The 24631-nt window shown below is 60.2% G+C and carries 27 protein-coding genes and 4 pseudogenes; 15 read left to right on the top strand and 16 right to left on the bottom strand.

The features are described from left to right. The first annotated feature begins 34 nt into the window (after window positions 1-34). Both AXW84_RS22050 and AXW84_RS22045 read left to right on the top strand, forming a co-directional pair. Window positions 35-852, top strand: a pseudogene (locus tag AXW84_RS22050) (IS982 family transposase). Then, on the top strand, window positions 821-1375 hold the full coding sequence (locus tag AXW84_RS22045) for an IS3 family transposase (RefSeq protein ID WP_068238497.1): 555 nt from the start codon (window positions 821-823) through the stop codon (window positions 1373-1375). The pseudogene AXW84_RS22050 and the gene AXW84_RS22045 overlap by 32 nt, the downstream one beginning before the upstream one ends. A gap of 71 nt (window positions 1376-1446) precedes the next feature. On the opposite strand, the gene AXW84_RS22040 is transcribed toward AXW84_RS22045, so the two are convergent. After that, entirely contained in the window at window positions 1447-2241 is a 795-nt protein-coding gene (locus AXW84_RS22040) for an IS110 family transposase (RefSeq protein ID WP_068238495.1), read from the bottom strand. A 136-nt stretch (window positions 2242-2377) separates the two neighbouring features. Continuing rightward, complete coding sequence (locus tag AXW84_RS22035; RefSeq protein WP_068227993.1) at window positions 2378-3439, bottom strand: IS701 family transposase; 1062 nt, start codon at window positions 3437-3439, stop codon at window positions 2378-2380. A gap of 552 nt (window positions 3440-3991) precedes the next feature. Between AXW84_RS22035 and AXW84_RS22030 the strand changes: the two genes are divergently transcribed. The 4 genes and pseudogenes from AXW84_RS22030 to AXW84_RS22015 all read left to right on the top strand — a co-directional run bounded on the left by AXW84_RS22030 (window position 3992) and on the right by AXW84_RS22015 (window position 8096). Continuing rightward, window positions 3992-4987, top strand: coding sequence for an aldo/keto reductase (locus AXW84_RS22030; RefSeq protein WP_068238493.1), 996 nt, complete (start codon window positions 3992-3994; stop codon window positions 4985-4987). A 70-nt stretch (window positions 4988-5057) separates the two neighbouring features. Beyond that, window positions 5058-5990, top strand: coding sequence for a helix-turn-helix domain-containing protein (locus tag AXW84_RS22025; RefSeq protein ID WP_068238491.1), 933 nt, complete (start codon window positions 5058-5060; stop codon window positions 5988-5990). Between the two features lie 207 nt (window positions 5991-6197). Continuing rightward, window positions 6198-7142: pseudogene (locus AXW84_RS22020) on the top strand (IS481 family transposase). A 42-nt stretch (window positions 7143-7184) separates the two neighbouring features. After that, window positions 7185-8096, top strand: a complete 912-nt coding sequence (locus tag AXW84_RS22015; protein ID WP_204248398.1) for an aldo/keto reductase — start codon at window positions 7185-7187, stop codon at window positions 8094-8096. A 241-nt stretch (window positions 8097-8337) separates the two neighbouring features. On the opposite strand, the gene AXW84_RS22010 is transcribed toward AXW84_RS22015, so the two are convergent. Together AXW84_RS22010 and AXW84_RS22005 are read right to left on the bottom strand one after the other, a co-directional pair. Further along, window positions 8338-9366 (bottom strand): LLM class flavin-dependent oxidoreductase, encoded by a 1029-nt coding sequence (locus AXW84_RS22010; protein ID WP_068238489.1) that lies wholly within the window; start codon window positions 9364-9366, stop codon window positions 8338-8340. 16 nt (window positions 9367-9382) lie between these two features. Continuing rightward, window positions 9383-9751, bottom strand: a complete 369-nt coding sequence (locus AXW84_RS22005) for a DoxX family protein (protein ID WP_082774048.1) — start codon at window positions 9749-9751, stop codon at window positions 9383-9385. Window positions 9752-10228: 477 nt separating this feature from the next. On the opposite strand from AXW84_RS22005, the gene AXW84_RS22000 reads away from it, so the two are divergent. After that, window positions 10229-10609, top strand: a complete 381-nt coding sequence (locus tag AXW84_RS22000) for a winged helix-turn-helix transcriptional regulator (RefSeq protein WP_236943197.1) — start codon at window positions 10229-10231, stop codon at window positions 10607-10609. A gap of 156 nt (window positions 10610-10765) precedes the next feature. Here the strand turns inward: AXW84_RS22000 and AXW84_RS26090 are convergent, their stop codons facing one another. Then, complete coding sequence (locus tag AXW84_RS26090) at window positions 10766-11047, bottom strand: pentapeptide repeat-containing protein (RefSeq protein ID WP_236943196.1); 282 nt, start codon at window positions 11045-11047, stop codon at window positions 10766-10768. Between the two features lie 15 nt (window positions 11048-11062). Between AXW84_RS26090 and AXW84_RS26085 the strand changes: the two genes are divergently transcribed. Further along, complete coding sequence (locus AXW84_RS26085) at window positions 11063-11269, top strand: hypothetical protein (protein WP_236943195.1); 207 nt, start codon at window positions 11063-11065, stop codon at window positions 11267-11269. Here AXW84_RS26085 and AXW84_RS26650 read toward each other — a convergent pair. Then, window positions 11183-11371 (bottom strand): annotated as a pseudogene (locus AXW84_RS26650) (hypothetical protein); the annotation flags it as partial. The gene AXW84_RS26085 and the pseudogene AXW84_RS26650 overlap by 87 nt on opposite strands. 264 nt (window positions 11372-11635) lie before the next feature. On the opposite strand from AXW84_RS26650, the gene AXW84_RS21990 reads away from it, so the two are divergent. The 5 genes from AXW84_RS21990 (at window position 11636) to AXW84_RS21970 (ending at window position 15562) form a co-directional block, all read left to right on the top strand. After that, window positions 11636-12307, top strand: coding sequence for a TetR/AcrR family transcriptional regulator (locus AXW84_RS21990; protein WP_236943194.1), 672 nt, complete (start codon window positions 11636-11638; stop codon window positions 12305-12307). A gap of 127 nt (window positions 12308-12434) precedes the next feature. Next, window positions 12435-13388, top strand: coding sequence for a ketopantoate reductase family protein (locus AXW84_RS21985; RefSeq protein ID WP_068238478.1), 954 nt, complete (start codon window positions 12435-12437; stop codon window positions 13386-13388). A gap of 295 nt (window positions 13389-13683) precedes the next feature. After that, a complete protein-coding gene (locus AXW84_RS21980; protein ID WP_068238477.1) occupies window positions 13684-14259 on the top strand; it encodes a Crp/Fnr family transcriptional regulator in 576 nt (191 codons plus the stop codon). Between the two features lie 94 nt (window positions 14260-14353). After that, on the top strand, window positions 14354-15151 hold the full coding sequence (locus tag AXW84_RS21975; protein ID WP_068238475.1) for an SDR family NAD(P)-dependent oxidoreductase: 798 nt from the start codon (window positions 14354-14356) through the stop codon (window positions 15149-15151). A gap of 54 nt (window positions 15152-15205) precedes the next feature. Beyond that, window positions 15206-15562 carry an EthD domain-containing protein gene (locus tag AXW84_RS21970; RefSeq protein ID WP_068238473.1) on the top strand — a complete coding sequence of 119 codons (357 nt, stop codon included), beginning with the start codon at window positions 15206-15208 and terminating at the stop codon, window positions 15560-15562. A gap of 46 nt (window positions 15563-15608) precedes the next feature. On the opposite strand, the gene AXW84_RS25595 is transcribed toward AXW84_RS21970, so the two are convergent. From AXW84_RS25595 to AXW84_RS21935, 9 genes and pseudogenes are all read right to left on the bottom strand, one after another. Continuing rightward, the gene (locus AXW84_RS25595) at window positions 15609-15815 is read right to left on the bottom strand and encodes a hypothetical protein (protein WP_204248397.1); all 207 of its coding nucleotides are present in this window, start codon (window positions 15813-15815) and stop codon (window positions 15609-15611) included. A gap of 2 nt (window positions 15816-15817) precedes the next feature. After that, the gene (locus AXW84_RS21965; RefSeq protein WP_204248396.1) at window positions 15818-16351 is read right to left on the bottom strand and encodes an SDR family oxidoreductase; all 534 of its coding nucleotides are present in this window, start codon (window positions 16349-16351) and stop codon (window positions 15818-15820) included. A 180-nt stretch (window positions 16352-16531) separates the two neighbouring features. After that, window positions 16532-17350, bottom strand: coding sequence for an AraC family transcriptional regulator (locus AXW84_RS21960; RefSeq protein WP_068238469.1), 819 nt, complete (start codon window positions 17348-17350; stop codon window positions 16532-16534). Then, entirely contained in the window at window positions 17329-17835 is a 507-nt protein-coding gene (locus AXW84_RS21955) for a DUF2147 domain-containing protein (RefSeq protein WP_082774047.1), read from the bottom strand. The genes AXW84_RS21960 and AXW84_RS21955 overlap by 22 nt, the downstream gene beginning before the upstream one ends. After that, complete coding sequence (locus AXW84_RS21950) at window positions 17832-18869, bottom strand: SDR family oxidoreductase (RefSeq protein ID WP_068238465.1); 1038 nt, start codon at window positions 18867-18869, stop codon at window positions 17832-17834. Before AXW84_RS21950 ends, AXW84_RS21955 begins: the two co-directional genes overlap by 4 nt. Before the next feature lie 211 nt (window positions 18870-19080). Further along, window positions 19081-19278 (bottom strand): annotated as a pseudogene (locus tag AXW84_RS23690) (hypothetical protein); the annotation flags it as partial. A gap of 130 nt (window positions 19279-19408) precedes the next feature. Beyond that, complete coding sequence (locus AXW84_RS21945) at window positions 19409-20275, bottom strand: aldo/keto reductase (protein ID WP_068238464.1); 867 nt, start codon at window positions 20273-20275, stop codon at window positions 19409-19411. 147 nt (window positions 20276-20422) lie between these two features. After that, window positions 20423-21373 (bottom strand): alpha/beta hydrolase family protein, encoded by a 951-nt coding sequence (locus AXW84_RS21940; RefSeq protein ID WP_068238462.1) that lies wholly within the window; start codon window positions 21371-21373, stop codon window positions 20423-20425. A gap of 389 nt (window positions 21374-21762) precedes the next feature. Further along, window positions 21763-22098, bottom strand: a complete 336-nt coding sequence (locus AXW84_RS21935) for a winged helix-turn-helix transcriptional regulator (RefSeq protein ID WP_068238461.1) — start codon at window positions 22096-22098, stop codon at window positions 21763-21765. Window positions 22099-22267: 169 nt separating this feature from the next. On the opposite strand from AXW84_RS21935, the gene AXW84_RS21930 reads away from it, so the two are divergent. Both AXW84_RS21930 and AXW84_RS21925 read left to right on the top strand, forming a co-directional pair. Beyond that, the gene (locus AXW84_RS21930; RefSeq protein WP_068238460.1) at window positions 22268-23128 is read left to right on the top strand and encodes an NmrA family NAD(P)-binding protein; all 861 of its coding nucleotides are present in this window, start codon (window positions 22268-22270) and stop codon (window positions 23126-23128) included. Between the two features lie 138 nt (window positions 23129-23266). After that, complete coding sequence (locus tag AXW84_RS21925; RefSeq protein WP_068238459.1) at window positions 23267-24004, top strand: SDR family NAD(P)-dependent oxidoreductase; 738 nt, start codon at window positions 23267-23269, stop codon at window positions 24002-24004. Window positions 24005-24193: 189 nt separating this feature from the next. Here AXW84_RS21925 and AXW84_RS21920 read toward each other — a convergent pair whose 3' ends face one another. Further along, window positions 24194-24592 carry a hypothetical protein gene (locus tag AXW84_RS21920; protein WP_068238457.1) on the bottom strand — a complete coding sequence of 133 codons (399 nt, stop codon included), beginning with the start codon at window positions 24590-24592 and terminating at the stop codon, window positions 24194-24196. Window positions 24593-24631 lie beyond the last annotated feature (39 nt).

Below are 24631 nucleotides of genomic sequence, written 5' to 3'. Positions count from 1 at the left end.
TTTGGGTCTCTGACCTCCCAAACTCCTGCTGACCATGCGCGAACAGACCATTGCAATGTACTGCGTACTCGATGATTTACTACGCTTTACCCGCCCTGCTGATACGCGGCCACCGGCTTCGAGTCGGCGCTTGACCGATGCGCAGGTGCTGACGACGGCCCTGGTGGCGGCAACCTGGTAGTAGCCAAGCACTACATGGAGCAGCACGGGGGCCAGAACCGGTTGGATAAGGGTGGCTTCACCCGCCGCTTGCATGCGCTCACTGACACGTTGCTGGCCCTCTTTGCCCTGGTAGGCGAGGTACTTAAACAGCTGCACCCCGAAGCCCGCTACGTGCTGGACTCGTTTCCGGTGGCCGTGTGCCACAATACGCGCATTCCACGCGGTAAGCGGCTGACGGGCAAGGCGTATCACGGCCGTTGCGCCAGCAAGCGCAGCTGGTTTTATGGCCTCAAGGTACAGGTCGTGGCCACCAGCGACGGCGTACCGGTCGAGTTTTACATCCACGCCGGGGCCGAGTCGGAGCAGACCGGCCGGCGCGGCCTGGCCCTGGACTTACCCGCCGGCAGCGTCCTCTACACCGATGCCGGCTACACGGACTACCTGGCCGAAGACCTCTTCAACGAGGCTAGCGGGAGCCAGCAGCAAACCGCCCGCCGCCAGAATAGCAAACGGCCCCAGCATCCGGCGCAGCGCTTTCTGATACAGTATTTTCGGAAGGGTATTGAAACCTGTTTCAGTCAGCTCACCGCCCGCTTTCCCAAGCAGATTCACGCCGTGACAGCCGCTGGCTTTGCCTTAAAAATTGCCTTTTTCATCTTTGCTCACGTCCTGGACCAAGTCGGCTTATAGGCCGCAACTTGGGTTAGCTACCTGGCCCGCCGCCACGGCCCCGAATCAAATCTGGGTCGGCGACATCACCTACCTGGCCCTGGCCACGGGGCAGTGGGCGTACCTGGCGTGCTGGCGCGATGCCTTTTCCCGGCGCGTGGTGGGCTGGCACGTGAGCGAGTCATTGCACACGGACCTGATTTTGACTGCTTTTAACCGGGCCGTGGCCGTTTGTCAGCCCCCGCCTGGCCTGCTCGTGCACGCCGACCGCGGTAGCCAGTACACCAGCGACGCCTTTACTCAGCTGCTGGACCGCACCCAGGCCATTGCTAGCCTGAGCCGGCCCGGTAATCCGTATGACAACGCCTTGGCTGAGAGCGGCTGGAGTACGCTCAAAACCGAGCTACTGCCCCGCGGGGCTTGCTTTGCTGACCTGGAAGAAGCGCGCCTGGAACTGGCCGAATACCTCGACCACTACGACAACACCCAGCGCCTGCACTCGGCCCTGGGCTACTGCACCCCGCTCGAAATCGAACTCCACTAGCGCTTTAACCTACCTTAGCTCCCTGTCCATTTGGACCCGACCACCTCAGATAAAATGAACTGTGTTAAAAGTCAAGGGCTGGGGGCAAGATTTGAGCTAAAATCTGCTTGATAGGGAATCCCCGACTGGATGGTAGCACAAGCCTGCTTAAGCAGTTTGTTGCAGACAGCCACCAGGGCGACTTTCCCATTCTTGCCTTTAGCCACCAGGCGGTCATAGAGTGCTTTGCAGGCCGCGTTCGACTGTTTGGCGGCGAAGCTGCTCATGAAGAGCTTGCTGCGGATTAAGCCTCCGCCCATGCGCGTGATGCGCGTCTTGCCCCGTACACTGCTGCCCGAGCTGTACTCACGCGGGCACAGCCCGGCCTTGGCAATGAGCTGCCGGTAGTTCTCCACTTGCGCGAAGCCCTTGGCGAAGAGCAGCAATTGGGCGGCCGTCTTGCGGCCAATACCCGGGATGGAGCAAAGCAGCGGCATTTTACGGGCATAGTGCTGCTCCAACAAGGCCAGTAGTTCAGCTTCCAGCGCCTGGATTTGCTGGTCGAGGAGCTTGAGCGTCTGTTGCAGCCGTTTGCGGGCGATGGCACTGACCACGGGCTGGTGTTGCAAGCCTTGCAACGAATTGCTCACCATGGTCCGCTGCCGGATAAACTGCTCCATCACCTGCTCTAATTGCCGGCACTCCACCAGGATGGGGGCCTCCGGCTGCCAGCCCGGCAAGGGCTGTTGCTGCCCATAGCGCAACAACCACTGGGCATCCTTGCGGTCGCTTTTGCCTTTGCCCAGGTGCATTTGGATAAAGCGCCGGACCACCAACGGATTCAGCACGGCTACTTGCGCGCCGTGCTCGACCAGATAATAGGCCAACGATAGATACTAGACGCCCGTGGCCTCCATCACGTAGCAGCAGGCCATGCCACAACGGCGAATGAGCTGTTGGAAGCCGGCTTTCGAATTGCTCACTTCCAGGTGCTGGAGCTTATCCGCCATTAATTAACTGATATTACGCGGTGAATTGGGCTAATTGCTGGTACATGGCTTTGAGTCCGGTCAAATATAGTTGTGCTTTCAAGCGAAAATGCCCAATGCCGCACTTGAGTTTGAGCGCTTCTAACTTGGTGTAAGCCAGAATAGCGGCAAAAAAATGATTGGCTTGGGTGTCGGGCGTTTTGGTGGGCGACTTGCCCATCGACGCATTCTGTTTGAGGGATTTGTGGTATTCTTCGACTTTCCACCGTCTCTGGTAAATCGCCGCCAACTGGGCTTGGTTCAGGGTCGTGTCGCTGCTGACCAGGTAGAGCACGCCCTGCGAACCGTCTTTGTTTGTAAAGACTTGCCTGGTCACGAGCACCGCCGGTTGGACGGACCGCAAAAAGACGCGCAGGGGCTGCTCCTCGGGAAAAACAAGGGTATCGACGGCCTGAAACCGGCCTTGCGCCCGCGCGGCCTCGCTCAAGGCCACCGTGCGCGAGGATTCGAGCGCCACGACGAAGTGGTGGCCCAGGGCCCGCACGGCATTCAGGTTTTCGGCCGAGGCGTACCAACTGTCGGCCAGCAGGTACCGATAGGCCACTTGCTGCTGGGCCACGCGCAGCATGGCCCGCAGGTGCTCGTTCTTGGTGTACTTGCTTTTGGCTTTGGTTTGCTGGGTTTTGGCGTCCCAGACGGCCTCGGTTTTTTCGATGAGTTCCACGGCGATGGGCACGGCCAACGCGCCGGCCTGGTAGAGCAGGCTCACGAAGTTAAGCCCCTTGACAAAGCGGCCCTGGCCGTGGTCCCAGTGCGTACAAATCAGGGCGCTGGGGTCGGTGTGCGCCTTCTCCAGGACAGAATCGTCGACGATAAGCACCGCAAACTCGTCGGCCGGCCGCTGCTGCTCGGCCCGGCGAATCAGCGGCTTGGCTTGCCGCCAGACCTGCTCGGAATCCAGGTACGAGCCACTGAGCCAGCGCGTCACCTGGTCGTGGCTCACCGCCCCGCCCAGCAACCGCGACAAACCCGTGGCCGAGGTTTGACCCGTCGAGCTAATCAGATAATCCGTGTATAAGTCCAGCGTGCAGGTCATGGCGGCAAGCAGTGAAAGGGGCAAACCTTAATTTAGCGCGTAACATCAGTTGATAACAGACGGCCAGGGAGGCTTTGCTCACGTCAATGCCGACAATAGGTGCTGGTTGATTCATGGGGCATGGGAATAAGTGAAAAAAGAAACAAGCAACCGTAGCGCTTTCCAGGCAGCAATTCTCAATCCTAATACAGGCTCTGCGGCCTTATGGAACTGTCCAATGTCGCCCTGGAACAGAAAGGGGATTCTCATTTTAGACGGGCTCAAACGGCCCTTTACGCTAATCCATCTTATTCCTTCCTGTCGCTGCTGGCTCCTACAAGTTAGGCCACGGCCCAAACATAGGATGACGCTAAGCTCCCTTCGGGGCAGTTTTGGAAGGCTTGCGCAGGCTGCGCAGCCCCTCGGGTTGTACTTCCACCTTTCCCTGGCTACCGCACGCCGGGTTTTGTGTTCAAAAAGCCGGGTTTTGTATAGGTCAGGCGCGGGTGGGGCACCGGACCTTTGCGAGGGTACAACTAGTGCCTTCTTTCCTTACAGAAACCACCTAACACGATGAGCAGTATCAAACAAGTCGTGCTCGGCCGCCAGGGCCTGCACGTATCGGCCGAGGGCCTGGGCACCATGGGCATGACGGGCATGGCCGGCGGGCAGATGAGCGTCTACGGGGCCGCTGACGAAACGGAAAGCATCGCCACCATTCACCGTGCGCTGGAACTCGGCGTGACGATGCTCGACACGGCCGATATTTATGGCCCGCTCGTGAATGAGCAACTGGTGGGCAAGGCCATCGTGGGCCGCCGTACGCAGTACACCATTGCCACCAAGTTCGGCTACGAGCTAGATGATGCCGGCACCATGACCAATGGCCTCAACGGCCGGCCGGAGTACGTACGCAAAGCCATCGAACGCTCGCTGCGCAACTTAGGCACCGACTACGTGGACCTTTACTATCTGCACCGGCTCGACCCCAGCACCCCCATTGAAGAAACCGTAGGAGCGATGAGCCGGCTCGTGGAGGAAGGCAAAGTGCGCTACCTGGGCCTCTCGGAAGTCCCCGCCGACGTGCTGCGCCGGGCCCACGCCGTGCATCCGCTTACTGCCCTGGAAACGGAGTACTCGCTTTTTGACCGCCGCGCCGAAGAGGACGACATTCTGCACACGGCCCGGGAATTGGGCATCGGCTTCGTCGCCTACTCGCCCCTGGGCCGGGGCTTCTTGACGGGCGAACTTGCCTCGCCCGACGATTTTGCGGCCGATGACTTCCGGCGCTTCTTCCCCCGCTACCAAGGCGAGAACTTCTACAAGAACCTGGAGCTAGTACAGAGATTACAAACCTTGGCCGGAGCTAAAGGCGTAACTTCTGCGCAATTGGCTCTGGCATGGGTGCTGGCTCAGGGCGTGGTACCCATTCCCGGCACCCGTCGGCGCAAGAACCTGGAGGCTAACGTGGCCGCTGCCGACATTTCCCTCACAGCGGCCGAGTTGGCCGAGTTGGACGCCATCCTGCCAGTCGGCAGCGTGGCGGGCGCAGCGTACCCGGGCATGTAGTATTTTCTAGTTGGGAGGTGAGCGAAGCCGAGGCGTTGCCTCGGCTTCGCTCACCTCCCATCCCCTTTCCATGAAACAACCTACCAAAGCGTTTCGTGTGCTGGCCACCGTCACCGACTACACCCGCTTTTACGGCCTGCCTGCGCCAACCCATCCCCTGCTGACGCTCATCGACCTGGCCCGGGCCCGCGAGCAAGCCCACGTCCGGGAGTCACCGGAGTTGCTAGACCCGGTGGTGCCCCAGCTCTATACCATTTTTCTCAAGCGCAACCTCAACGGTCCGCTTTACTACGGGCACCAGTCCTACGATTTCCGGGAGGGCGTACTGGGCTTCTCGGCCCCCGGCCAGGTGTTTCAGGTAGATGCAGCGCTGGATGCCTCGCAGGTGAGCGGCTGGATGCTGGTGTTTCACCCCGACCTGCTGCGGCGCTACCCACTGGGCAAAAAAATAGCAGGCTACGGCTTCTTTACCTACGAAGTACACGAGGCCCTGCACCTCTCAGCCCAGGAGGAAGGCCTGCTTGACAGCTTACTGCACGGTCTGCGCACGGAAGTCGAGCGCCCTGTTGACGCTTTCAGTCAGGACGTTCTGGTGTCGCAGTTGGACGTGCTGCTCACCTACGCCAACCGCTTCTATCACCGGCAGTTCCTGACCCGGCGGGGGGCTGAGCACGACCTGCTGACCCGATTTGAGGGGCTGCTGCGAAGCTATTTTGTTCAGCCGGGGCCGCAGCCGCTGCCCACCGTGCAGTATTTCGCCGATGCCCTGCACGTGTCGCCCGCCTACCTCAGCGACATGCTGCGTAGCCTCACGGGCCTGACCAGCCAGCAGCATATCCACCATAGTCTTATCGAGCAAGCCAAGCAATTGCTGCTCACCACCTCACTCTCCATCAACGAAACGGCCTTTCAGCTCGGCTTTGAGTACCCGCAGTACTTCAGCCGCCTCTTCAAAAGCAAGACCGGACTGAGCCCGGCCGCCTTCCGCTTCTCAGCTCAATAAGCGGTCGCTTACTGGCCACTGGCTACCCATTTGCTTTCTCACCCCCAATTCGTGCTTATGAGCCTTACCTCCTTTCGTACGCTGGGCCGTTCCGGCCTTATTGTTAGCCCGCTCGCGCTGGGCACCATGACATTTGGGACCCCGCACTAGGTGTAAAGTCCCAGAGAGTAGTGGTGTGGTCTTTACGACCGAACTTCGCCAGCACTTATGGGACAAGTACTTCACGGCAGCGCCCGGACAACTCCGGCAGTACGGCGCCTTATCCAACAAAGTCCGGAAAGCTTACAAAGCTTGGCCACCCGCCACGGGATTAACCCCAAAACCGTCGCCAAGTGGCGCAGCCGCACCACTACGGCCGATGCGCCAATGGGGCCCAAACCCGCCTCGGCGGTGATCACGGCCGAGGAGGAGGCCATTGCCGTGGCCTTTCGCCAGCACACGCAGTTGCCACTCGATGATTGCCGCTACGCGTTGCAGGAAACGATTCCCCATCTGTCGCGCTCGGCCCTGCACCGCCTGTTCCAGCGCCACGGCCTCAGCCGGCTGCCCGGCCCGGAACCGGCGGAAAAGAAAAAGAAATTCAAAGACTAGCCCATCGGGTATCTGCACGTGGATTTTGCCGAAGTCCACCCCGAAGAAGGACGTGTGTACCGCTTCGTCGCCCTTGACCGCACCAGCAAGCTGGCCTTCGCCGAGTTGCAGCCCCGGGCGACCAAAATGCTGGCCGCCGACTTCCTGCGCCGGGTGCTGGCGGCCATCCCCTACAAGGTGCCTAAAGTGCTGACCGACAATGGCACCCAGTTCGGCAACATGCCGCATCAGGCCTACGCCTGGCGGCATATTTTTGACCGCGTGTGCGACGAGCACGGCCTCGAGCACCGCTTCACCAAGCCGGCCCATCCCTGGACCAACGGCCAGGTCGAGCGCTTCAACCGCACGCTCAAAGAGGCGACGGTGCAGCGCTACCACTACCAGACGACGGCCCAACTCAACGAGCACCTGCCAGCCTTTTTGCTGGCCTATCACCACGCCAAGCGCCTCAAGCGCCTGCGCAGCAAAACCCCGCACGAATTCATCTGCCAACAATGGCCCCTCAACCCTACTATCTTTATTCGCGACCCCACCCAGCTCACCCTGGGACTATACAACTAGGGCTCGCCTGACGACGTATCCCAAGCTATTTTCGACGCCTATGTGGAGGCGGGCGGTAACTTCCTTGATACGGCCGATGTGTACGCCGGCGGGCGCAGTGAGGAATTATTGGGGCGCTACATTGCTGAGCGTCACCTGCGTGACCAACTGGTACTGGCTACCAAGTTCGGTTTTTGTGCCCAGCCCGGCAATCCCCACGCCGGTGGCAACGGGCGCAAGCACATTAACCAAGCCCTGGAAGGCTCACTGCGCCGGCTTAACACGGACTACATAGACCTGTACTGGCTGCACGTCTGGGATACGGTGACGCCCGCTGAGGAGGTATTGCAGACGCTCGGCGACCTGGTGCGTGCCGGCAAAATCCGTTACTTCGGCTTTTCCGATATGCCGGCCTGGTATGTCACCAAAGCCGCTACCCTGGCGCACGCCCACGGCGTGCATGGCCCCATTGCCATGCAACTTGAATACTCGCTGGTGGCCCGCCGCATCGAGAATGAATACGTACCCGCCGCTCAGGATTTAGGCCTGGGCATTACCCCCTGGAGTCCGCTGGCGGCAGGTTTTCTAGCGGGGAAATATGCTAAAGCCGGCGTAGGAGCCGCCAGCGGGTCAGGACGGCTCATGGGGCCTAACCCCTTCGGCAATATGAAATTCACCGACAAGAACTGGCAGATTCTGGAGGCTCTGCGGTCGGTGGCCGCGCAGCAGGGGCAGCCGCTGGCCCAGGTAGCCCTGGCGTGGGCCTCGGCGCAGCCCGGTATTACCTCGCTCATCGTGGGGGCCAGCCGGCTGGAGCAGTTGCAAAGCAATCTGGCTTCGCGCGACGTGCACCGCAGCCCCGAACAGTTGCGCTCTCTGGATGAGGCCAGCATCGAAGACCCATTCTACGACCGGATGTGGAGCCTGATAAAAGGTCCCGTGTTTGGCGGCGCGCAGGTGCAAGGCTGGCGGTAATAATAGACTGGTTATCAGCTGGTATAGTGCTGTGCGCGGCAGGAACGATGCCTCGTTCACCGCACTCGGCCTCTCCTTTACCGCATCTCTCGGGCTGCGCAGCCTGCGCAAGCCTTCCAAAACTGCCCCGAAGGGGGCTTAGCGTCATTTTATTCCCTCGCTGCTATAAAAAGGCCTGTTAGCGAGCCAAATACGCATTCTAAATCCAGCATTTGCAGCGGTAAATGCTGGTCGGACTGGGTCAACTGCCGCGCAGCACGGGGCCTACCGCCGTGCCCAGCAGCTCGATGCTGCGCAGGCGCTGGGCCAGCGGCACCGGGCCGACACTCATTTGCAGGCTGATACGGGCAATGCCCCCCAGCACCTTATCGATGTACTGAATCTTGCGCGCTACGTCGGCCGGGCTGCCCACCACAAGGGCTGCGGTGGGACCGGTCAGTTCGGCAAAGCGGGCCGGGGTGATGGGCGGCCACCCCGCCTTGCGCCCCAATTCCCCAAAAATGGTGGCGTAGGGCGGGAAAAACTCGGTTTGGGCCTGCGCGGTGGTGTCGGCCACGTAGCCCAAGGCGTTGATATTGACCCGGAGCGCCTCGGGCGGGTGCCCGGCCCGGCGGCCGGCCGCGCGGTACAGGTCCAGCAGGGGCCGGTAGGCGGCGTACTCGCCGCCGAGCACGCCCAGTGCCAGCGGCAGGCCCAGCGTGCCGGCCCGCACGGCCGAGGCCGGTGTGCCACCGACTCCCAGCCAGATGGGCAGCTGCGCCTGCACCGGGCGCGGGTATACGCCCTGCCCCGTGAGCGGGGGGCGAAAACGTCCGCGCCACTGCACTTCGGCCTGGTCGCGCAGGGCCAGCAGCAGCCCGAGTTTCTCCTCAAATAAGGCGTCGTAGTCGCGCACGTCCTGGCCAAACAGGGCAAACGCCTCGGCGTAGGCCCCGCGACCCACAATCAACTCGGCCCGGCCCTGCGAAATCAAATCCAGGGTCGCAAATTCCTGAAACACCCGCACCGGGTCGGCCACGCTCAGGATAGTAATGGCGCTGGTTAGTCGCAGGCGTTGCGTGCGGGCCGCACCGGCAGCCAGCAGCAGCGGGGGCGCGGCATCCAGAAACTCGCGGGTATGATGTTCGCCCACGCCAAAGATGTCGATGCCTACCTGGTCGGCCAGCTCCATCTCGGCCAGCAGGTTAGTGACGGGGTTGTGCGCCCGGCCCGTGGCCGGCGCGCCCGCGTCGTGGTCGGCAAATACGAAGCGACTGATGCCAATTTCCATATATTATTACCGAGCGCTACGCCGTTGCTTGCACGGGGCGGCGCAACCATACGATGACGCCCAGTCCTATTAACAGCACGAGGGCCGGCACACCATTGGCCATTCCGCCCGGAATTTTGGTGGCGTGCATCACCACCGCGCCGGCCATAATAATCATCAGCCCCATCGCGGCGGCGCGTGTGAAGAGCGGCACCAGCAGCCCGATGCCGCCCAGCACTTCGCCCCCGGCCACTAAGTAGGCCACTATACCGGGCAGCCCGATGCTGGTAAACATCCCCAGCGTACCGGGCAAATCGGCGAATTTTTTTACGCCGGAGGCAATGAACGCTAGGCCAAGCAGGCCTTGCAGCACCCAGGCAGTAATGTTACGAGCAGAAGCAGACATGATGGTTGATGAAGTAAGTTTTTGATTAGAAAACGTGTACAGAGTGAAAATTATAGGCTATGCCATTTCTTGTACGGGCGGAATACTTTGCCTTCTGCCCGCCCGGTACTCACGTCCGTTAGCTCAAGGAAGCTGGGTACGGTTGGCAGGTAAGGGGCTAGGAGTTGGAATTAGTCCGCAGCCCTTCGACGTAAATCGTCCCGAACGAAAGGCCGACGGATGCCTTCCTGTCTTTTACTAAGTCTTCCTATACAATTACCGGGCAGCGGGCACGGCTCGACTAAGCTATTGCCCAGTTTGAGGCAGCAGGCGGCAACACCGCCTGAAAATGAGGTACAGAATCGGCATAATGTGGGAGGAGGTGATTAAGCGGGTAGGCAAAGGTAATCAAATCTGGTTACCAAAAGTTATTAAATGGCAAATTGTGTTTAAAATTCAAAAGGATACTAGTTACCTTTTGGTAATTGACTGCGCTCTATGCTTACCTTTGGAAAACATTGCCTTCTCATCATGGAGCCGCATCAGCCCACTCACTGCCTTTCGGCCCTAATTCCTTTGCGCGCTGCGCTATCGGTCATTAATGGCAAATGGAAACTACAAATCCTGGTTTCGCTTTACACCGGCCATTCCCGCTTCGGCGACATCAAAGCGAGTATCCCGATTATTTCGGCCAAGGTGCTGGCCAAGGAATTGAAGGATTTGGAAGCGCACCAACTTATCCAGCGCACGGTGCAGGCCGGCCCACCAGTAGCCGTTAGTTACCAGGTACAGCCCTACGCGCGCACCCTAGACCCTATTATTTTTCAGTTGCGCGACTGGGGCGTGCAGCACCAAGCGCGCCAGGCCGTTCCCCAATAAAAATACCTACCTGATTTGCGCACCCTCAAGCAAAGCGAGTAGAGCCAGTGGCCTTGCGCTACTGCCCAGCAGCTACACTAAAAAGCAAGCAGCCCCTTTTTTGATTTTCATCTGCTTTACCGGCGCGTTGGGTGTTATGGGCCGGCACACAAACGGTTACTCTACTACCAAGCCGAACTTGGCCACTACGCCTAGTAGGCCGTGGAGTGAGAAGCGTGCTCCGAGCAGCGGATTGGTCATGGGGTCGATGACGAAACCAATGGCACTGGTGAAATCAGCCGCCGCGAGGCGGGTGTTCTGAAACACTGCGCCGGCCAGCGAGCAGTCCCGAAAAACGGCACCCGACAGGTCGGCATCGGCAAAATCGGCCTCATCGAGGCCGCATCGCACGAAGTGGGTGTGCGGCATCCGGCGGCCGGCGAACGAAGCATAGCGCATCTGACACAGGTCGAAATGTACGCCGAACTGCATATCGCGGCAGGCCGTGAACTGCAGACCCAGCAGCTTGCAATCATCAAAAGCCACGTTTTGCAGGGCCGTGTCCGCCAGTCGCGCCGATGCGAGGTTGCAGCGCTCAAACCGGCAGTCAGCGAAGCGTTTGTGACTGAGGTCGGCCTCGCTGAAGTCGCAGTTGATGAAGTGATATTCCTCGAATTCTGAGTGTCCCGCTAGGTGCCGGACATCCCAGCGTGCTACTACATTTTCGGCAGGGAACCGGGTTGGCTTGCTAACAGGAATACGGGCTTTGCGAATGGGCTTCATCGGGCGGGTCGGAATGGGCGAAAACAGCTGAAATAACGCATTTGAGGCACTCAATTGGTACCGGTGCCGACTAAACACTCGACTGTTTGAAAGGGCATTTCAGGCCCTTTTGGCTTATTATGAGCTTTGTCTTCGAGACGATTGAATCCTGCGAATGGGTCTGTTTTTTTATTTCGAACAGTCGAACATATGCAATTATGTTTAGCCTGCCAGTGCCCCGTTCTCCGACGGTACAACTTTTTCACTATAAAAAATTGCCGAGAAGTGAACGATGTTCAGTATATTTGCACTGTACATAAATCTTTTTCATTCGTGGGCATTGCTGAACGCAAAGAGCGGGATAAAACCGAACGCCGTCAGGCTATCCTGACAGCGGCGCAGCATCTGTTTACAGAGCATGGGTTTGATAAGGTAAGTATGCGCAATATTGCAGAAGCCATTGAGTACAGCCCCGCCACCATCTACCTCTATTTCAAGGACAAGAACGAGTTATTATTTGCCCTCCAAAGCCAAGCTTTTGGGCAACTGGCGCAGGCATTCCGCGCGGTTTCTCCGTCTGGTAACGCTTCCGAGCGGCTGTTGGCCCTGGGTCGGCAGTACCTGCGTTTTGCGTTGGAGCACCCGGAGTTGTACGAACTGATGTTTATGATGACGGCCCCCATGGAAGCCGAAGCTGCCTGCGACGCGCTGGTGCCGTGGGCCGGGGGCCGGGCGGCTTTCGACCAGGTGGCTGGCGCCGTACAGCAGGGAATCGACGCAGGCCTCTTCAAGCAGGCAAATGCTGAAACCGCCGCCCTCATGGTTTGGAGCCAGGTCCACGGCTTGGCATCCTTGTGGCTGAGCAAGCGCTTGGTGATTTTCCCCGAAGACCGCCGCCACGCGCTAATTGAAGGAGCCCTAACGCTTTTTAATCAGGTTTTACAAACCGGGCTATAGTTTTTTTATCCTTTTTTATGAACAGTGTATTTTTAATTATCATAAATTATACAGTTGACTTCCAGTTTATTGGTAATTAATATTTTCTGCGCTTTTTTTCAACAATCATTTTCTCTTAACCATTGCCATGAAAATTCTGATGTTTGGCCGCGGCATTATCGCGGTCCTTTACGGCTGGGCTTTGGAGAAAGCAGGCCACTCCGTGGATTTCTACGTCCGGCCGGGGCGGGCTGCCTACTACGGGCCGTCGCAATCCCTCAAACTGCTGGATGCCCGTGCCAAGGCTAAGGGCGTACCAGTGGCGGAGGACTGGCCGCTGCGCCTGCGCGAAGACCTGCCCACCGACCATGACTACGACCTAATCGTCGTTAGCGTACAGCATTACCAGTTTACGGAAGCCACAGAATTTCTGGGGCCGCGTGCGGGCCGGGCCACGGTGCTGGTATTCGGCAATTTTTGGCATGACCCGCAGGTGGCGGCGGCGGCGCTGCCCGCCGACCAACTGGCCTGGGGCTTTCCGCAGGCCGGCGGGGCCGTGGGGGCCGACGGCGTGCTGACCGGCTCGTTGTTTGGCAAGGTCCGATTCGGCACTTTCGGTACCACGCCCACGGCCCGCGAAGTGGCCGTGCGGGAGCTGTTTCAGCAGAGCGGTTTCCAGGTGGCGGAGGACCGGGATTTTCGGGGCTGGCTCTGGACGCATTTCGCCATCAATGCCGGGCTTTTCGCGCAGGCATGGCGGGCCGGGTCGCCGGGTCGCGTGCTGGCCTCGGCGGCCCAGCGCCGGGAGGCCATTCGCACCGTGCGCGAACTGCTGCCGGTGCTCGCGGCGCGGGGCGTCGACCTGAAGGCGCGGGCGGCCGACGTGGCGTTGTACCAGAGGCCGCCGCGGGTGGGCAGCGGGCTGCTTTGGCTGCTGTTCAAGGTTAGCCCGCCGCTGCGCGCGATGGTGGAAAGCTACACCAACGGGGAAGAACAAGCCCGCACCTGCCGCGATGTGCTGGCCGAAGCCCGGCGGCTCGGCGTACCCGTGCCCCGGCTCGAAGCAGCAGTCGTTTTCGCGCCGGAATCCAGTGGCGGGTAATTGTTTATTCAGCGAGGGTTTGCGGGGTGAATGCGTGCCGCTAGCTATTTGCTTTTCTTATCAGAGCATCAAAAAGTGTGGGGCAGTGGCTGGCAGTAAGCTATTGACCACTGCCAGCACAACGTCGACCGATTCTGTTTAACCTTGGAGAGCATCAAAAAGTGTGGGGCAATTCTCTGTTTCAGTTGGGTTTCGTGACATCAAAGAATCTTCCCGTTGAACCTAGAAATTGACTGCCCCACACTTTTTGATGCTTTCCACCACTCTGCAGCCCGGATGGTTATCTTGCAGGAGAATGGAGCTACTTCGCACGTTTATTCAGTCGCTCAGCCCGGTGCCGGAGCCGGATTTTGCGCTGTTGACCCCGTATCTAAGGGCCCAGAAGGTCCCTAAAGGCACCCACGTGCTGGAAGCGGGCCGGGTGTGCGAGGCCGTTTACTTTGTCAATACAGGCTTGCTGCGCATGTACTATGTAGGGCCGGATGGGCACGAGGTCAATTGCCGCTTTGCCGGGGCCGCGGGGTTTCTAACGGACTACCAAAGCTTTTTAACGCAACAGCCTTCCCGATACTTCTGGCAGGCCTTGCAGCCCGCGGAGGTCCTGGTCTTACCCTACGCGCTGGTGCAGCGGCTCTACCGGGAGTCAGCGGCCTGGGACCACTTCGGGCGCCTGATGGCCGAGCGCGTGTACCAACAGCTCAACGAACGCGTGGAGCTGCTGCAATTTCTAACCCCTACCCAGCGCTACCAGCACCTGCAGCAACACCAGCCCGAGCTTTTGACGCAGGTCTCGCAAGCGCACCTGGCTTCTTATCTGGGGGTGCAGCCTGAGTCCCTGAGCCGCATCCGGCACCGGCTCAGTCAGAAATAAAAATCTTTTGCGTCGGTCTTAACCAACGTCAACGATTCCGGCTAGCGGGCGGCAGGACCTTTGTGCAAGCAACCGCACCACCCATTCCCTCGCTATGAATCAAACAACTTCGACCCGGGCGCTCATCACGGGCGCTTCCGGCGGCATCGGCTATGAGTTGGCCAAGCTCTTCGCCCAAGACGGCACCAGTCTGGTGCTGGTGGCCCGACAGGAAGACAAGCTGCGCCTGATACAGGAAGAATTTGAGCAGTTGTACGGCATCCAGGTCGCTTACAGGGCCCTGGACTTGTCGCAGCCCGGCCAGGCCACCGCCCTTTACGACTGGTGCCAGACGCAGCACTTCCAGGTTGATTATCTGGTGAACAACGCCGGCTATGGCGACTACCGTCCGGTCGCGGAAGCTGACCCAGCCGTATACGAGAACATGCTGGCCCTGAACGTGGGCGCCCTTACTACGCTCACCACTTTGTTCGTCAAGGAGATGGTGCAGCGTCGGCGGGGGCGCATCCTGAACGTGGGCTCGCTGGCCGCGTTTCAACCCGTGCCCCGGCTGGCCGCCTACGCCGCTTCCAAGAGCTACGTGATGCACTTCACCGAGGCCCTGCACGCCGAACTACGCGGTACGGGAGTCAGCGCCACCGTGCTCAACCCCGGCGTGACGAAAACCGGCTTCGTGGCCCGCGCCAACATGGGCCGCTCGGCCGATGCCCAAGGCTCGTTGCTGGACCCGGCCCGGGTGGCGCGGGCGGGCTACCGCGGGCTGCTGCGCGGCCAGCTTAACGTGGTGCCGGGTCTGCGCGGCAAGCTGCTCTCGTTCAGCGCCGGCTTGATGCCCTCGCGGCGGTTGCTGCTGGCCATTGCCACGCTGGTGTCGCGGCCCACTGCCCAGTAACCAGTTGGCCGGGCCTCCTCTCATTTCTCTTCAACCCAGACCTAATTCCTGACCATGATAAAATTCACCATCCTGTTGCGCAAGCGCGCCGACCTTAGCCACGAGGAGTTCGTGCAGTACCATAAAACGCAGCACGCCCCGCTTTTTATGTCGCTGCCGGAAGTGCAGCAGTACGTGCGTCGCTACGTGCAAGGCCACACCCAGCCCCTCGATTTGCCCGGCCTACCGGCCCCCGCCTACGATGGCACCACGGAGCTGTGGTTTGACTCCGCGGAGGATATCGCCAAAGTATTTACCGCCCCACGCTATATGGAAATCATCCGCCCGGACGAGGCCAAATTCCTCGACCTGCATGGGTGCGGTTTTTTAGTGCTGGCCGAAAACCCGGTATTTGAGGGGGTAGCCCACTAGATGTGTAGTCCCAAAGAGTGAGGGTGTATAGTCCGGGACTATACGGCTAGGGATTCAACCGCTGGAAATAGGCATCCAGTTCCTGACGGCTCGCGACGCGACGGGTTTCGGCGCTACCATAGCCCACTTCCAACTCGCCCGCCGCAATGCGCGCGAGTACACTGTCGCTGAACTCGTCCAGCGGTTCTCCCATCGGTGGCACGTCGGGGCCGCCCAGGTTGGTTTGCACGGCGGGCGGCACCAATTCGACCACGGTCACCCCCAGCTTAGCGGCCTCGTAGCGCAGCGAGAGCGTAAAGGAGTGCGGGCAGCCTTCGTCGCGCAATAGATGGGCACCATGGCCAAGGGTACGAACGCTAGGCCCGAAGACACGTTGAGCACCGTGGCCCCCGGCCGGTCCTGTAGGTGCTTCAGCAGGAGCGCTGTGAGGTGAATCGGCGCGTCGAGGTTGATGGCGAGTTCGGCGCGCGCGTTTTCCCAGGCCCCGGGCGAGGCCGCTAACTCCGCCACGGCGACGCGGTTCTGGATACCGGCATTATTAATCAGCACGTTTAGGGCCGGATGTTCCCGTTGCACCCATTCGGCCAGGGCCACCCGCTCGGCGGGCTGGGCCAGGTCAGCCTGGTAGGTGAGCAGGCCGGGCACCTGTTGCTGCGCCTCGTAAAGCTTATCGGCCCGGCGGCCCACGGCAATGACCTGGCTGCCGGCGGCTTGCAGGCGCTTGGCCAGAGCCAGGCCAATGCCCGTGGCTCCGCCCGTGAGCAAGATGGTGTTGTTAGCTAAATTCATAAGAAAGAATGCGGTGGAGAAAGAAAGCCAACCGTCCGGACTTGTGGCCAAAACGCTTTACCAGGAGTTACCTTTCCGCCCACCGAAAACTGGAAGCCGGGAAGGCAGCTGCTTACTAGCCAAGTCAAGCTGAGTAGCTAACATACTTACGGTTAATGGGCATCTACTACTCGTCCAGCGCTACTTCATATGCTTCTTTTTGATAAGCGCAGACGGGGCCAGACCGAACCTGTTTTTGAAGGCAAACGAGAAATGAGATAAATCCTTAAAGCCCAGGTCAAAATAAATCTCCGAAGGCTTTTGGTTTTTTTCAGCAAGCAGAAAATACGCTTCCTGCAAGCGTTTTTGCACCAGCCAGCGGCTGGGGGTTTGGTTGAAAATCGCTTGAAAGTCCCGTTTGAAAGCCGATAGGCTGCGCCCCGTTAGAAAAGCGAATCGCGGCAGGCCGACATTGAAGGTAAAATTCCGGTTCATGAACTTATCCAAGCTGATTTTCCCCGGTAGTCCATAGTCGAACAGGATGTCCGCGAGTTCCGGCTGATTTTGCAACAGAATCAGTAGGAGTTCTTCGTATTTCACGTCGGCGAATACGTCGGCTATTTTCCCGGAAGCGTCCCAGTAGTGCGGGAGCGAACGAATAAAAGCGGGGATGATTTCCTGCTGGTTTATCGGCACGAAGGTGTCGGAGTGCCTGGTTTTTTTCGCCGCTGTTTGGTGCTTCGCCTGAAACGATTGAAGAAATTTTTCCTCAAAACAGAAGAACGTCATTTCGCAGTCGGCACCCGCGCTTGCCGGGTCGTAGCGCACCAGGCGGTTTTTGCGCACCAGGTAGTAATCGCCCGTTCGGAGCGTTAGGCGCTGGCTGCCATCGTACACTCGCAGCTCGCCGGCTAAAATATACAAAAACAGGTGGTCGGGCACGAATTGCTCCGGCGCGATGGACGTGCTGACCCGCTGCGCGGGGCCCCCGGCTGCGCTCAGCCTGGTATTCTGGTCCATTTCTTCGTCACGCCGAGCAGCGAGAACTTCCAGTAAATTCTGATTTCCAGCCCCTCTCCCCGCATCCGCATGGTGCAGCCAAAGGTTTTGCCCGTTCGCGCGTCGTAGCAGCGACCGTTTTGGTATTCTCCGTCCCGGTATTCCAGGCCGGACAGAATCACCGCATTTAGCAGCGTCTGGCTGCGCAAGGCCGCATCCGGGTTTTTGGTGTCCTTTTTCAAGGTTTTACCATCTTTTTCGTACAGGTTATTGCCCCAGCCGGCCAGCAGCGTCCCGGAGTAGGTGCCGCCGGATTTGAAGATTTCTGTTTGGGAGTCTTGGGCCTGGCTCACCCACCGGCCGAGGACCTTATCGGCTTCCGGGGGTTTGCCCGTGTCCAGCGTCTGCGCCATACTATTTGCGGTTAAAAAGAAGCAAGCAAGCAGGTTAAACAAGAGGGTCTTCGCCCGTACAACAACGCTTACGTGGCTGGCGGCGTCGCTCATTCGATGAGCTGGTACTTAATCAGGCTTTCCGCAGCCGCTAGAATCGCCTGCTCGTTGGTGGCCAGCGGCTTCCAGCCTAATAGCTGCTTGGCTTTGGCAGTGCTGACCCGGCGGTTTACCTGCAAAAACATGGCCCCCGTTTTGGCTTGTGCATTAAACAACGACGCGAACCGGATAACCCAATCGGGCACTGTTTTCGTCGCCACCTTTTCGGCCAGTTCAGGCAGCTTTCGCTGGAGAAGCTGCGCAATCTCGGGCATCGAAATCTGTCCGTCGGCCGAGGCGATGAAGCGCTGCCCGTTGGCCGCCGGCGTGGTCATGGCCCGCACGTGCAAATCGGCAACGTCGCGCACATCGACCACATTCAACGGAATGTTCGGCACCGCCTTCAGCGAGCCATCTACCAAGTGCCGGATGATGTCGAAGCTGCCGGACGTGTGGCTGCCCAAGGACGGGCCCAGGATGGCCACCGGATTGATAACGCTTAGTTCGAGCGCACCGCCTTCGTTTTTGATAAACTCCCAGGCGGCCCGTTCGGCTAGCCCTTTTGATTTTTCATACGTTGACAACCCTTTCAGCTGCGGGTCGGTCCAGTCCACCTCCGTCGTTTCGGTCGTGCGGTCGGTGTGGCTAAAGCCCACGGCACCAAAGCTGGACGTGAGCACCACCCGCTTCACGCCCGCGTCGCGAGCGGCCTTTAGCACCCGCAGCGTGCCTTCCACGGCGGGCTTGAGGTGGGCGCTTTCGTCAGTGGGGGTAGCAAACGAGAGGGGCGAGGCCACGTGCAGCACGTAGGCGCAGCCTTGCAGGGCCTCGGCCCAGTTCTTATCGCTGGTCAGGTCGGCTTCCACAAATTCCAGTTGGTGGCCCGGCGTAGTGCCGCCGGTCTTCAGCGTTTCCAAGACGCTGGCTTGGCTGGCCAGGGAGCGCAGCGTGGTTCGGACGCGGTAGCCCTGGTGCAACAAGGCCAGGATGCACTGCGCGCCCACAAAGCCGGTGCCGCCCGTTACCAAAACTGTTGCCGGATTTTTCATCAGTGTATCGTTTAGCAGGTACGATACAAAGGTCCGGCGAAAAAACAGCCTTAACTTTGTTAAAAAGTCCAATTATTGTTTGTCCAAAAGTCCACTTCGTGCTGTGTACGAGTGTCCTGCTATAACTATTCACGCCCGTATAGCGTGGTCCTGTGCACCCATCGATAAGTATAGTGCGGCAAGCTTACCGATTAACTTTTGGACCAAACTTTTAACCAAGGCCGTAGGTGAGGCCGGAGATGATGACTAGGTTTTTGCGCTCGCGGCCGCGCAGACTGACTTCGACGTTCTGGTCGTCTTTTTGGGAGGTCTTGCCCTCCGGCCCGTACATATCCGTGGCCCAGAGCAGCCGGCCGGAGTAGGTGCTGCCGGCTTTGAACAGCTCGATTTTACTGTTCCGGTCCTCACTGAGCCAGACCCCGAGGGCCTTATCCGCCGTCTGGGGGTGTTGTTAAACAAAAAGGGGAAATCCGCCGAGTTGGCGGATTTCCCCTTTTTGTTTAACAACACCCAACTCTGGCCGCTCTAGAAACGAACGGCTAGCTCAGGGCATCTAATTCCTGCATGTCCTGCGCGGTCAGCTGCACAGCGGCGGCCCGCATATTCTCTTCCAAGTGGGCCAAGCTGGTGGTGCCCGGAATGGGCAGGATGTTGGGCGCGTGGTGCAGCAGCCAGCTCAGGGCGAGCTGCCGCACCGACACCTGGTGCCGGGCGGCTACTTGCTGCACGCGGTCCGTTTCCTGCACTTGGCCCCCGCCGATAGGGAAGTACGGAATGAAGGCAATGCCCTGTTCGCGGCAGTAAGCCAGCACGGGCTCCGCCGCCCGGTCGAAGAGACTGTAACGGTTCTGAACCGAGGCCACCGAAAAATGCTGCTGGGCCAGCTTGATATCTTCGACATTTGCTTCCGACAGGCCCAGGTGCCGCACCAGGCCCTTGTTTTGGGCTTCGGCCAGAAAGGCAAACGTGCGCTCAGCCGGCACCCGCGGGTCGAGGCGGTGCAGTTGGTAGAGGTCAATCCGTTCCAGTTTGAGGCGGCGCAGGCTGCCATGTAGGGCCTCGTGCAGGTGCTGCGGCGTGCCGTCGAGCAGCGTACCCTCCCGGCCGGGGGCAAAGGTGACGACCCCGCCCTTGGTGCCAATCACCAGCCCGGCCGGGTAGGGGTGCAGGGCTTCGGCAATCAGTTTTTCCCCCTCGAAGGGACCGTACATATCGGCCGTGTCGATGAAGGTGATGCCCAGCTCCGCTACCCGGCGCAGAAGCGCCAGGATGGCCGGCCGGTCGGCCGGGGGACCCCAGAGGCCGGGCCCGGTGATGCGCATCGCGCCGTAGCCGAGCCGGTTAACCGGCAAGTCGCCTCCTAGCAGAAAGGGGGTCGTGGTTTTCGCAGCCAATACGTTGTCCATGAGATGAGTAGTTTAAGAAACGAGTTGCCGCCCTGGCGAGGGACAAAGGTCAGGGCCCCGGCCGCGGGGCGCTTTAGCCAAATTCCGGTTTGAGTGCTATCAATTGCGGCGGGAGGGGGAGTAAGCTCAGCGGGCGCTGCCCCGCGCTCATTTGCACACTACCTTCCCCAACGGCTGGGGGCTATCCCGCAACGCGGCCTGGGCGGCGGGCCAGGCGGGGTCGTCGGGGTAGAATGCGCTGCGCAGGTAGGCCCCGGTGAGCTGCTGGACCGCCGCCACGCGCGCCGGGTTCTCGTCCGACGTTTCCGTCACCCGGAACCCGGAAATTCCGCCCAGCAGGTGCTCACCCCCGAACAACGTCACCAGGCACTTGCCGGCCGGACTTAGGAAATACGGGTCGGTGAACCAGTCGGGCCCCCGAGCAGTCAGGTGGGAGATGTCTTTATCTCCCGCCACCACGAGGGCCGGGGTCGTCATCTGGGCAAAGCTGCGGTTCATGAACGGGTACTGCTGCGCCGCGGACGGCGTTAAATCGCCCCCGCCCGCGGAAAGCAGCACCCCCACCTGGATGCGCGCGTCGGTCATGTCCGCGCCCAGGCCGCCCCCCGGCTCCAGCACGCGCGCGCCCAGCAGCAGGCTCACCGTCTGCGCGCCCCAGGAGTGCCCGACCGCGGCGATGCGGCTGCGGTCGAGGCGGCCCGCCAGCCCCGGCACGGCGGCCTCCAGCAAGTCGAGGTGGTCGAGGATGCGCTGGAGGTCCTCCACGCGGAACTGCCAGATGCGGGGAGTCCGGGGGTCTTCGGGCCGCAGGCCGAGCATCCGCGAGTCCAGGTGGGTGGGCTGCATTACGACGAAGCCGTGCGCCGCCCAGAACTCGACCAGCGGGGCGTAGCCGTCCAGGGAGTTCCCGTTGCCGTGCGAGAAGACAATGATTGGTAGGTCGCGCCCGGTCGCGGGGGCCGACACGCGCACTTGTAAGTCCTCGCCCCGGCCCGGTGCGGCCAGCACCACCGGACTCGCGGAAATAACGGTCATAGGGGCGCTGACGGTTCCGTCGCGGCGGCTGCTCGGCACGGGGGCTGTTTGAGTAGGATTCATAGGCAGGGGACAAGGGGGATTTGCCCCGTTGTAACGAGAACCCCAAAATTTTAACAAAGGTCAGCGGCAGTTATTCTGGGGCCTATGACAAAAGTCAGCCGAGTGCATAACTTTTGTCATAGGCCCAGGGCGCAGCGCCGGGCCCCGTTGCCGAGGCCGTATACGCCCGCTACGTCGCCAGCGAACTGATGCTTTCCCAGGTAACCGACGAGCCGGTGAGATTCTACACCAAACGCTGAGCACGGCAAAGTACCACCCCAGTAGCCCGCCGCGCCGGGAGGCCAAAATCACTACTTTCCCGAGAGGCCGCTTATAAGTGGGTGTTGTTAAACAAAAAGGGGAAATCCGCCGAGTCGGCGGATTTCCCCTTTTTGTTTAACAACACCCACTTATAAGCTGTCCGCCACGGCCGCGGGCGGGGTGCTGTGCCAGGTGCAGAGCTGGTCGAGGATGGGCAGCAGGGCCAGCCCGTGCGCCGTGAGCGAGTATTCGACGCGGGGCGGCAGTTCGGCGAAGGCTTCGCGGCGCACGATACCGTCTTCCTCCAGTTCCTTGAGCTGCTCGGTGAGCACCTTGCGCGAGATGAGCGGCATATGCTGCGCGAGCTGCCCGAAACGCAGCCGCTGGGTTAGCATCACGATGATAATGGGTTTCCATTTGCTGCCCAGTACGCCCATTGTGCGGGTCATGGAGCAGGTAGAGGTGTGAAAAGCGGCGTCACGCATGGGAACAGGGTTGGGAAAAAGACAATGGTTGCGGGGAGGTAACCAGCTTGTACGAGAAAATAACTGCTTTTAGTAACTAAAAGTGTCTTTTGTTAGTTTCCTTATGAAACCAATCGAGAAAAGCTTACTCCTTCCGGCGTCGGGCTTTTGCCAACCCAACTTACCTAACATGAACATAATTGTCACCGGCTCGCTTGGAAACGTCAGCGGTCCCCTTACCGAGACGCTGGTCCGCAACGGGCACCGCGTCACGGTCATCAGCAGCGACCCGGCCAAAGTAGCGCAAATCAATCGCCTGGGGGCCGCCGCCGCAATTGGGTCCTTGACCGATGCCGCCTTCTTGCGGCAAACGTTCACGGGGGCAGAGGCCCTGTACGCCATGATTCCCTTCAGCTTCACCGCGCAGGACCAATCGGCGTATCTGCGCGAAATCGCCACGAATTACGTGCAGGCCATTCAGCACACGGGTATCAAACGGGCGGTGTTACTGAGCGGTTGGGCCGCTGATTTGGTGCCGTCATCGAGCGTGGAAGACGTGTTTGCGCCGCTAACAAATGTCGCCGTCACGTTTCTGCGTCCGGCCTATTTTTACAGCAACTTTTATATGTCCCTGCCGGCCATCCGGCAGACCGGCCAGCTCACGGCGACGTATGGCGGCGACGACCGGCTCGTCTTTGTCTCGCCCCAGGACATTGCGGCCGTGGCCGCCGAGGAATTGGTTTCCGCCGCCCCGAGCTCGATTCGCTACGTGGGCAGCGACGAAATGACGTGCAACGAAGCGGCCCGCCTCCTGGGAGCCGCCATCGGGGTCCCCGCGCTCCACTGGACGGTTATTTCCCCGGAGCAGATGCTGGCCCAGTACAAAGGGATGGGAATGCCGGCGACGTTCGCGCAAAGTTTGGTGGACATGGAGGCAACGATGCACGACGGCACGGCGCTGGCCAATTTTCATCGCGCCAATCCCCCGCTGGGCACCGTGAAGCTGGCCGAGTTTGCCCAGGAATTCGCCGTGGCCTACCAGGCGCACTAAATCGCGGCTCTTACCTGGTCGCGGCTGGCCGAGCCGGCACCGGCCCTACCAGGTGAGGGAACACGCTGCTTGCCCGGCGCAGCTCGGCAGTCATTCAAAGAAAAAGAACCACTCCATCCAACTAATCAACGCAACAACATGGGAAAACTCACTGGAAAAGTGGCCGTCATTACCGGCGGCACGTCGGGCATGGCCTTGGCCACGGCCCAATTATTTGTGAAAGAAGGTGCCTACGTCTTCATCACGGGCCGCGACCAGGCCCGGCTGGACGAGGCCGTGCGGGCCATCGGCCAGAACGTGACCGGCGTACAGGGCGACGCGGCCAACCTGGACGACCTGGACCGCCTTTACGAGACGGTAAAGCGGGAAAAGAGTAATTTCGACGTGCTATTCGCCAGCGCCGGCATGGGCGGGGAAGCCCGCAAGCTGGGGCAGGTCACGGAAAAGGACTTCGACAGCATTTTCGGGCTGAACACGCGGGGCACCCTCTTCACGGTGCAGAAAGCGCTGCCGCTACTCAACGAGGGCGGCTCCATCATCATGACCGGTTCGATTGCGTCGGTCAAGGGCTGGCCGGATTACAGCGTGTATTCGGCCAGCAAGGCGGCGCTGCGCTCCTTCGCCCGCACCTGGCTCAACGAGCTGAAGAACCGGCGTATTCGGGTAAACGTGCTGAGTCCGGGGCAGATTGCCACTCCGATTCAGGAGCAAATGTTCGACGCGGAGACCATGCGGCAGTTCGAATCCCTCATCCCGCGGGGCAAGATGGGCCGCCCGGAGGAGATTGCGACGGTGGCGCTATTCCTGGCTTCCGCCGACTCGACCTTTGTGAATGGGGTGGAGTTGGCGGTAGACGGCGGCACCTCGGCCATCTAAAATCGCTGGGTGTTGTTAAACAAAAAGGGGAAATCCGCCGACTCGGCGGATTTCCCCTTTTTGTTTAACAACACCCGTCTAGGCAAAACCGCGCACGGCAGTCAGGCAGCAGGCCATGAGCAAAAAAGCAGACTTTTTCATGCGCGAAAGCGGGGAAGACAAGTCAAAAAACACAACAGGCGAACCGGCTTACCGCACCTTCGCAGCTGGCTCCGCGCCGGGCTTCGGCCCGTTAATTCTGACGTAGAACTCCTTGACCGGCACCCGGTAGCGGGTAATCAGCTCGCCGTGCGGGGCCAGGGCTACGGTATCCAGCCCCACCACCAGGCGGCTCTGGGCCAGCACCTGCCGCAGCTGGGCTTCGTCGGTTTTCGACCAGCTGGTGGGACCGTAGCGGAGCACCGTGTCCTGCCCGGCCCCGGTGGCGGCGAAGCGCAGGGCGTGGGGCGTGCCGGGCCGGAAAGCGGCGGGCAGCACCGCCGGAAAAACCAGGGTCAGCGGCTGCGCGCTGTAGTTGCGGATGAGCACCGTGCGGGTGGGCTGACAGGCCGCCAGCAGCAGCCACGCCGCGGGCCAGCAATTCTTCATGACATTGCATTGTTAAGTAAAAGGCAAGGGCCTGCCGGG

The organism is Hymenobacter sp. PAMC 26628 (assembly GCF_001562275.1).
Lineage (GTDB): Bacteria > Bacteroidota > Bacteroidia > Cytophagales > Hymenobacteraceae > Hymenobacter.
Note: the sequence above shows the minus strand (reverse complement) of the source record. Positions and strands in the feature narration are given on the sequence as shown.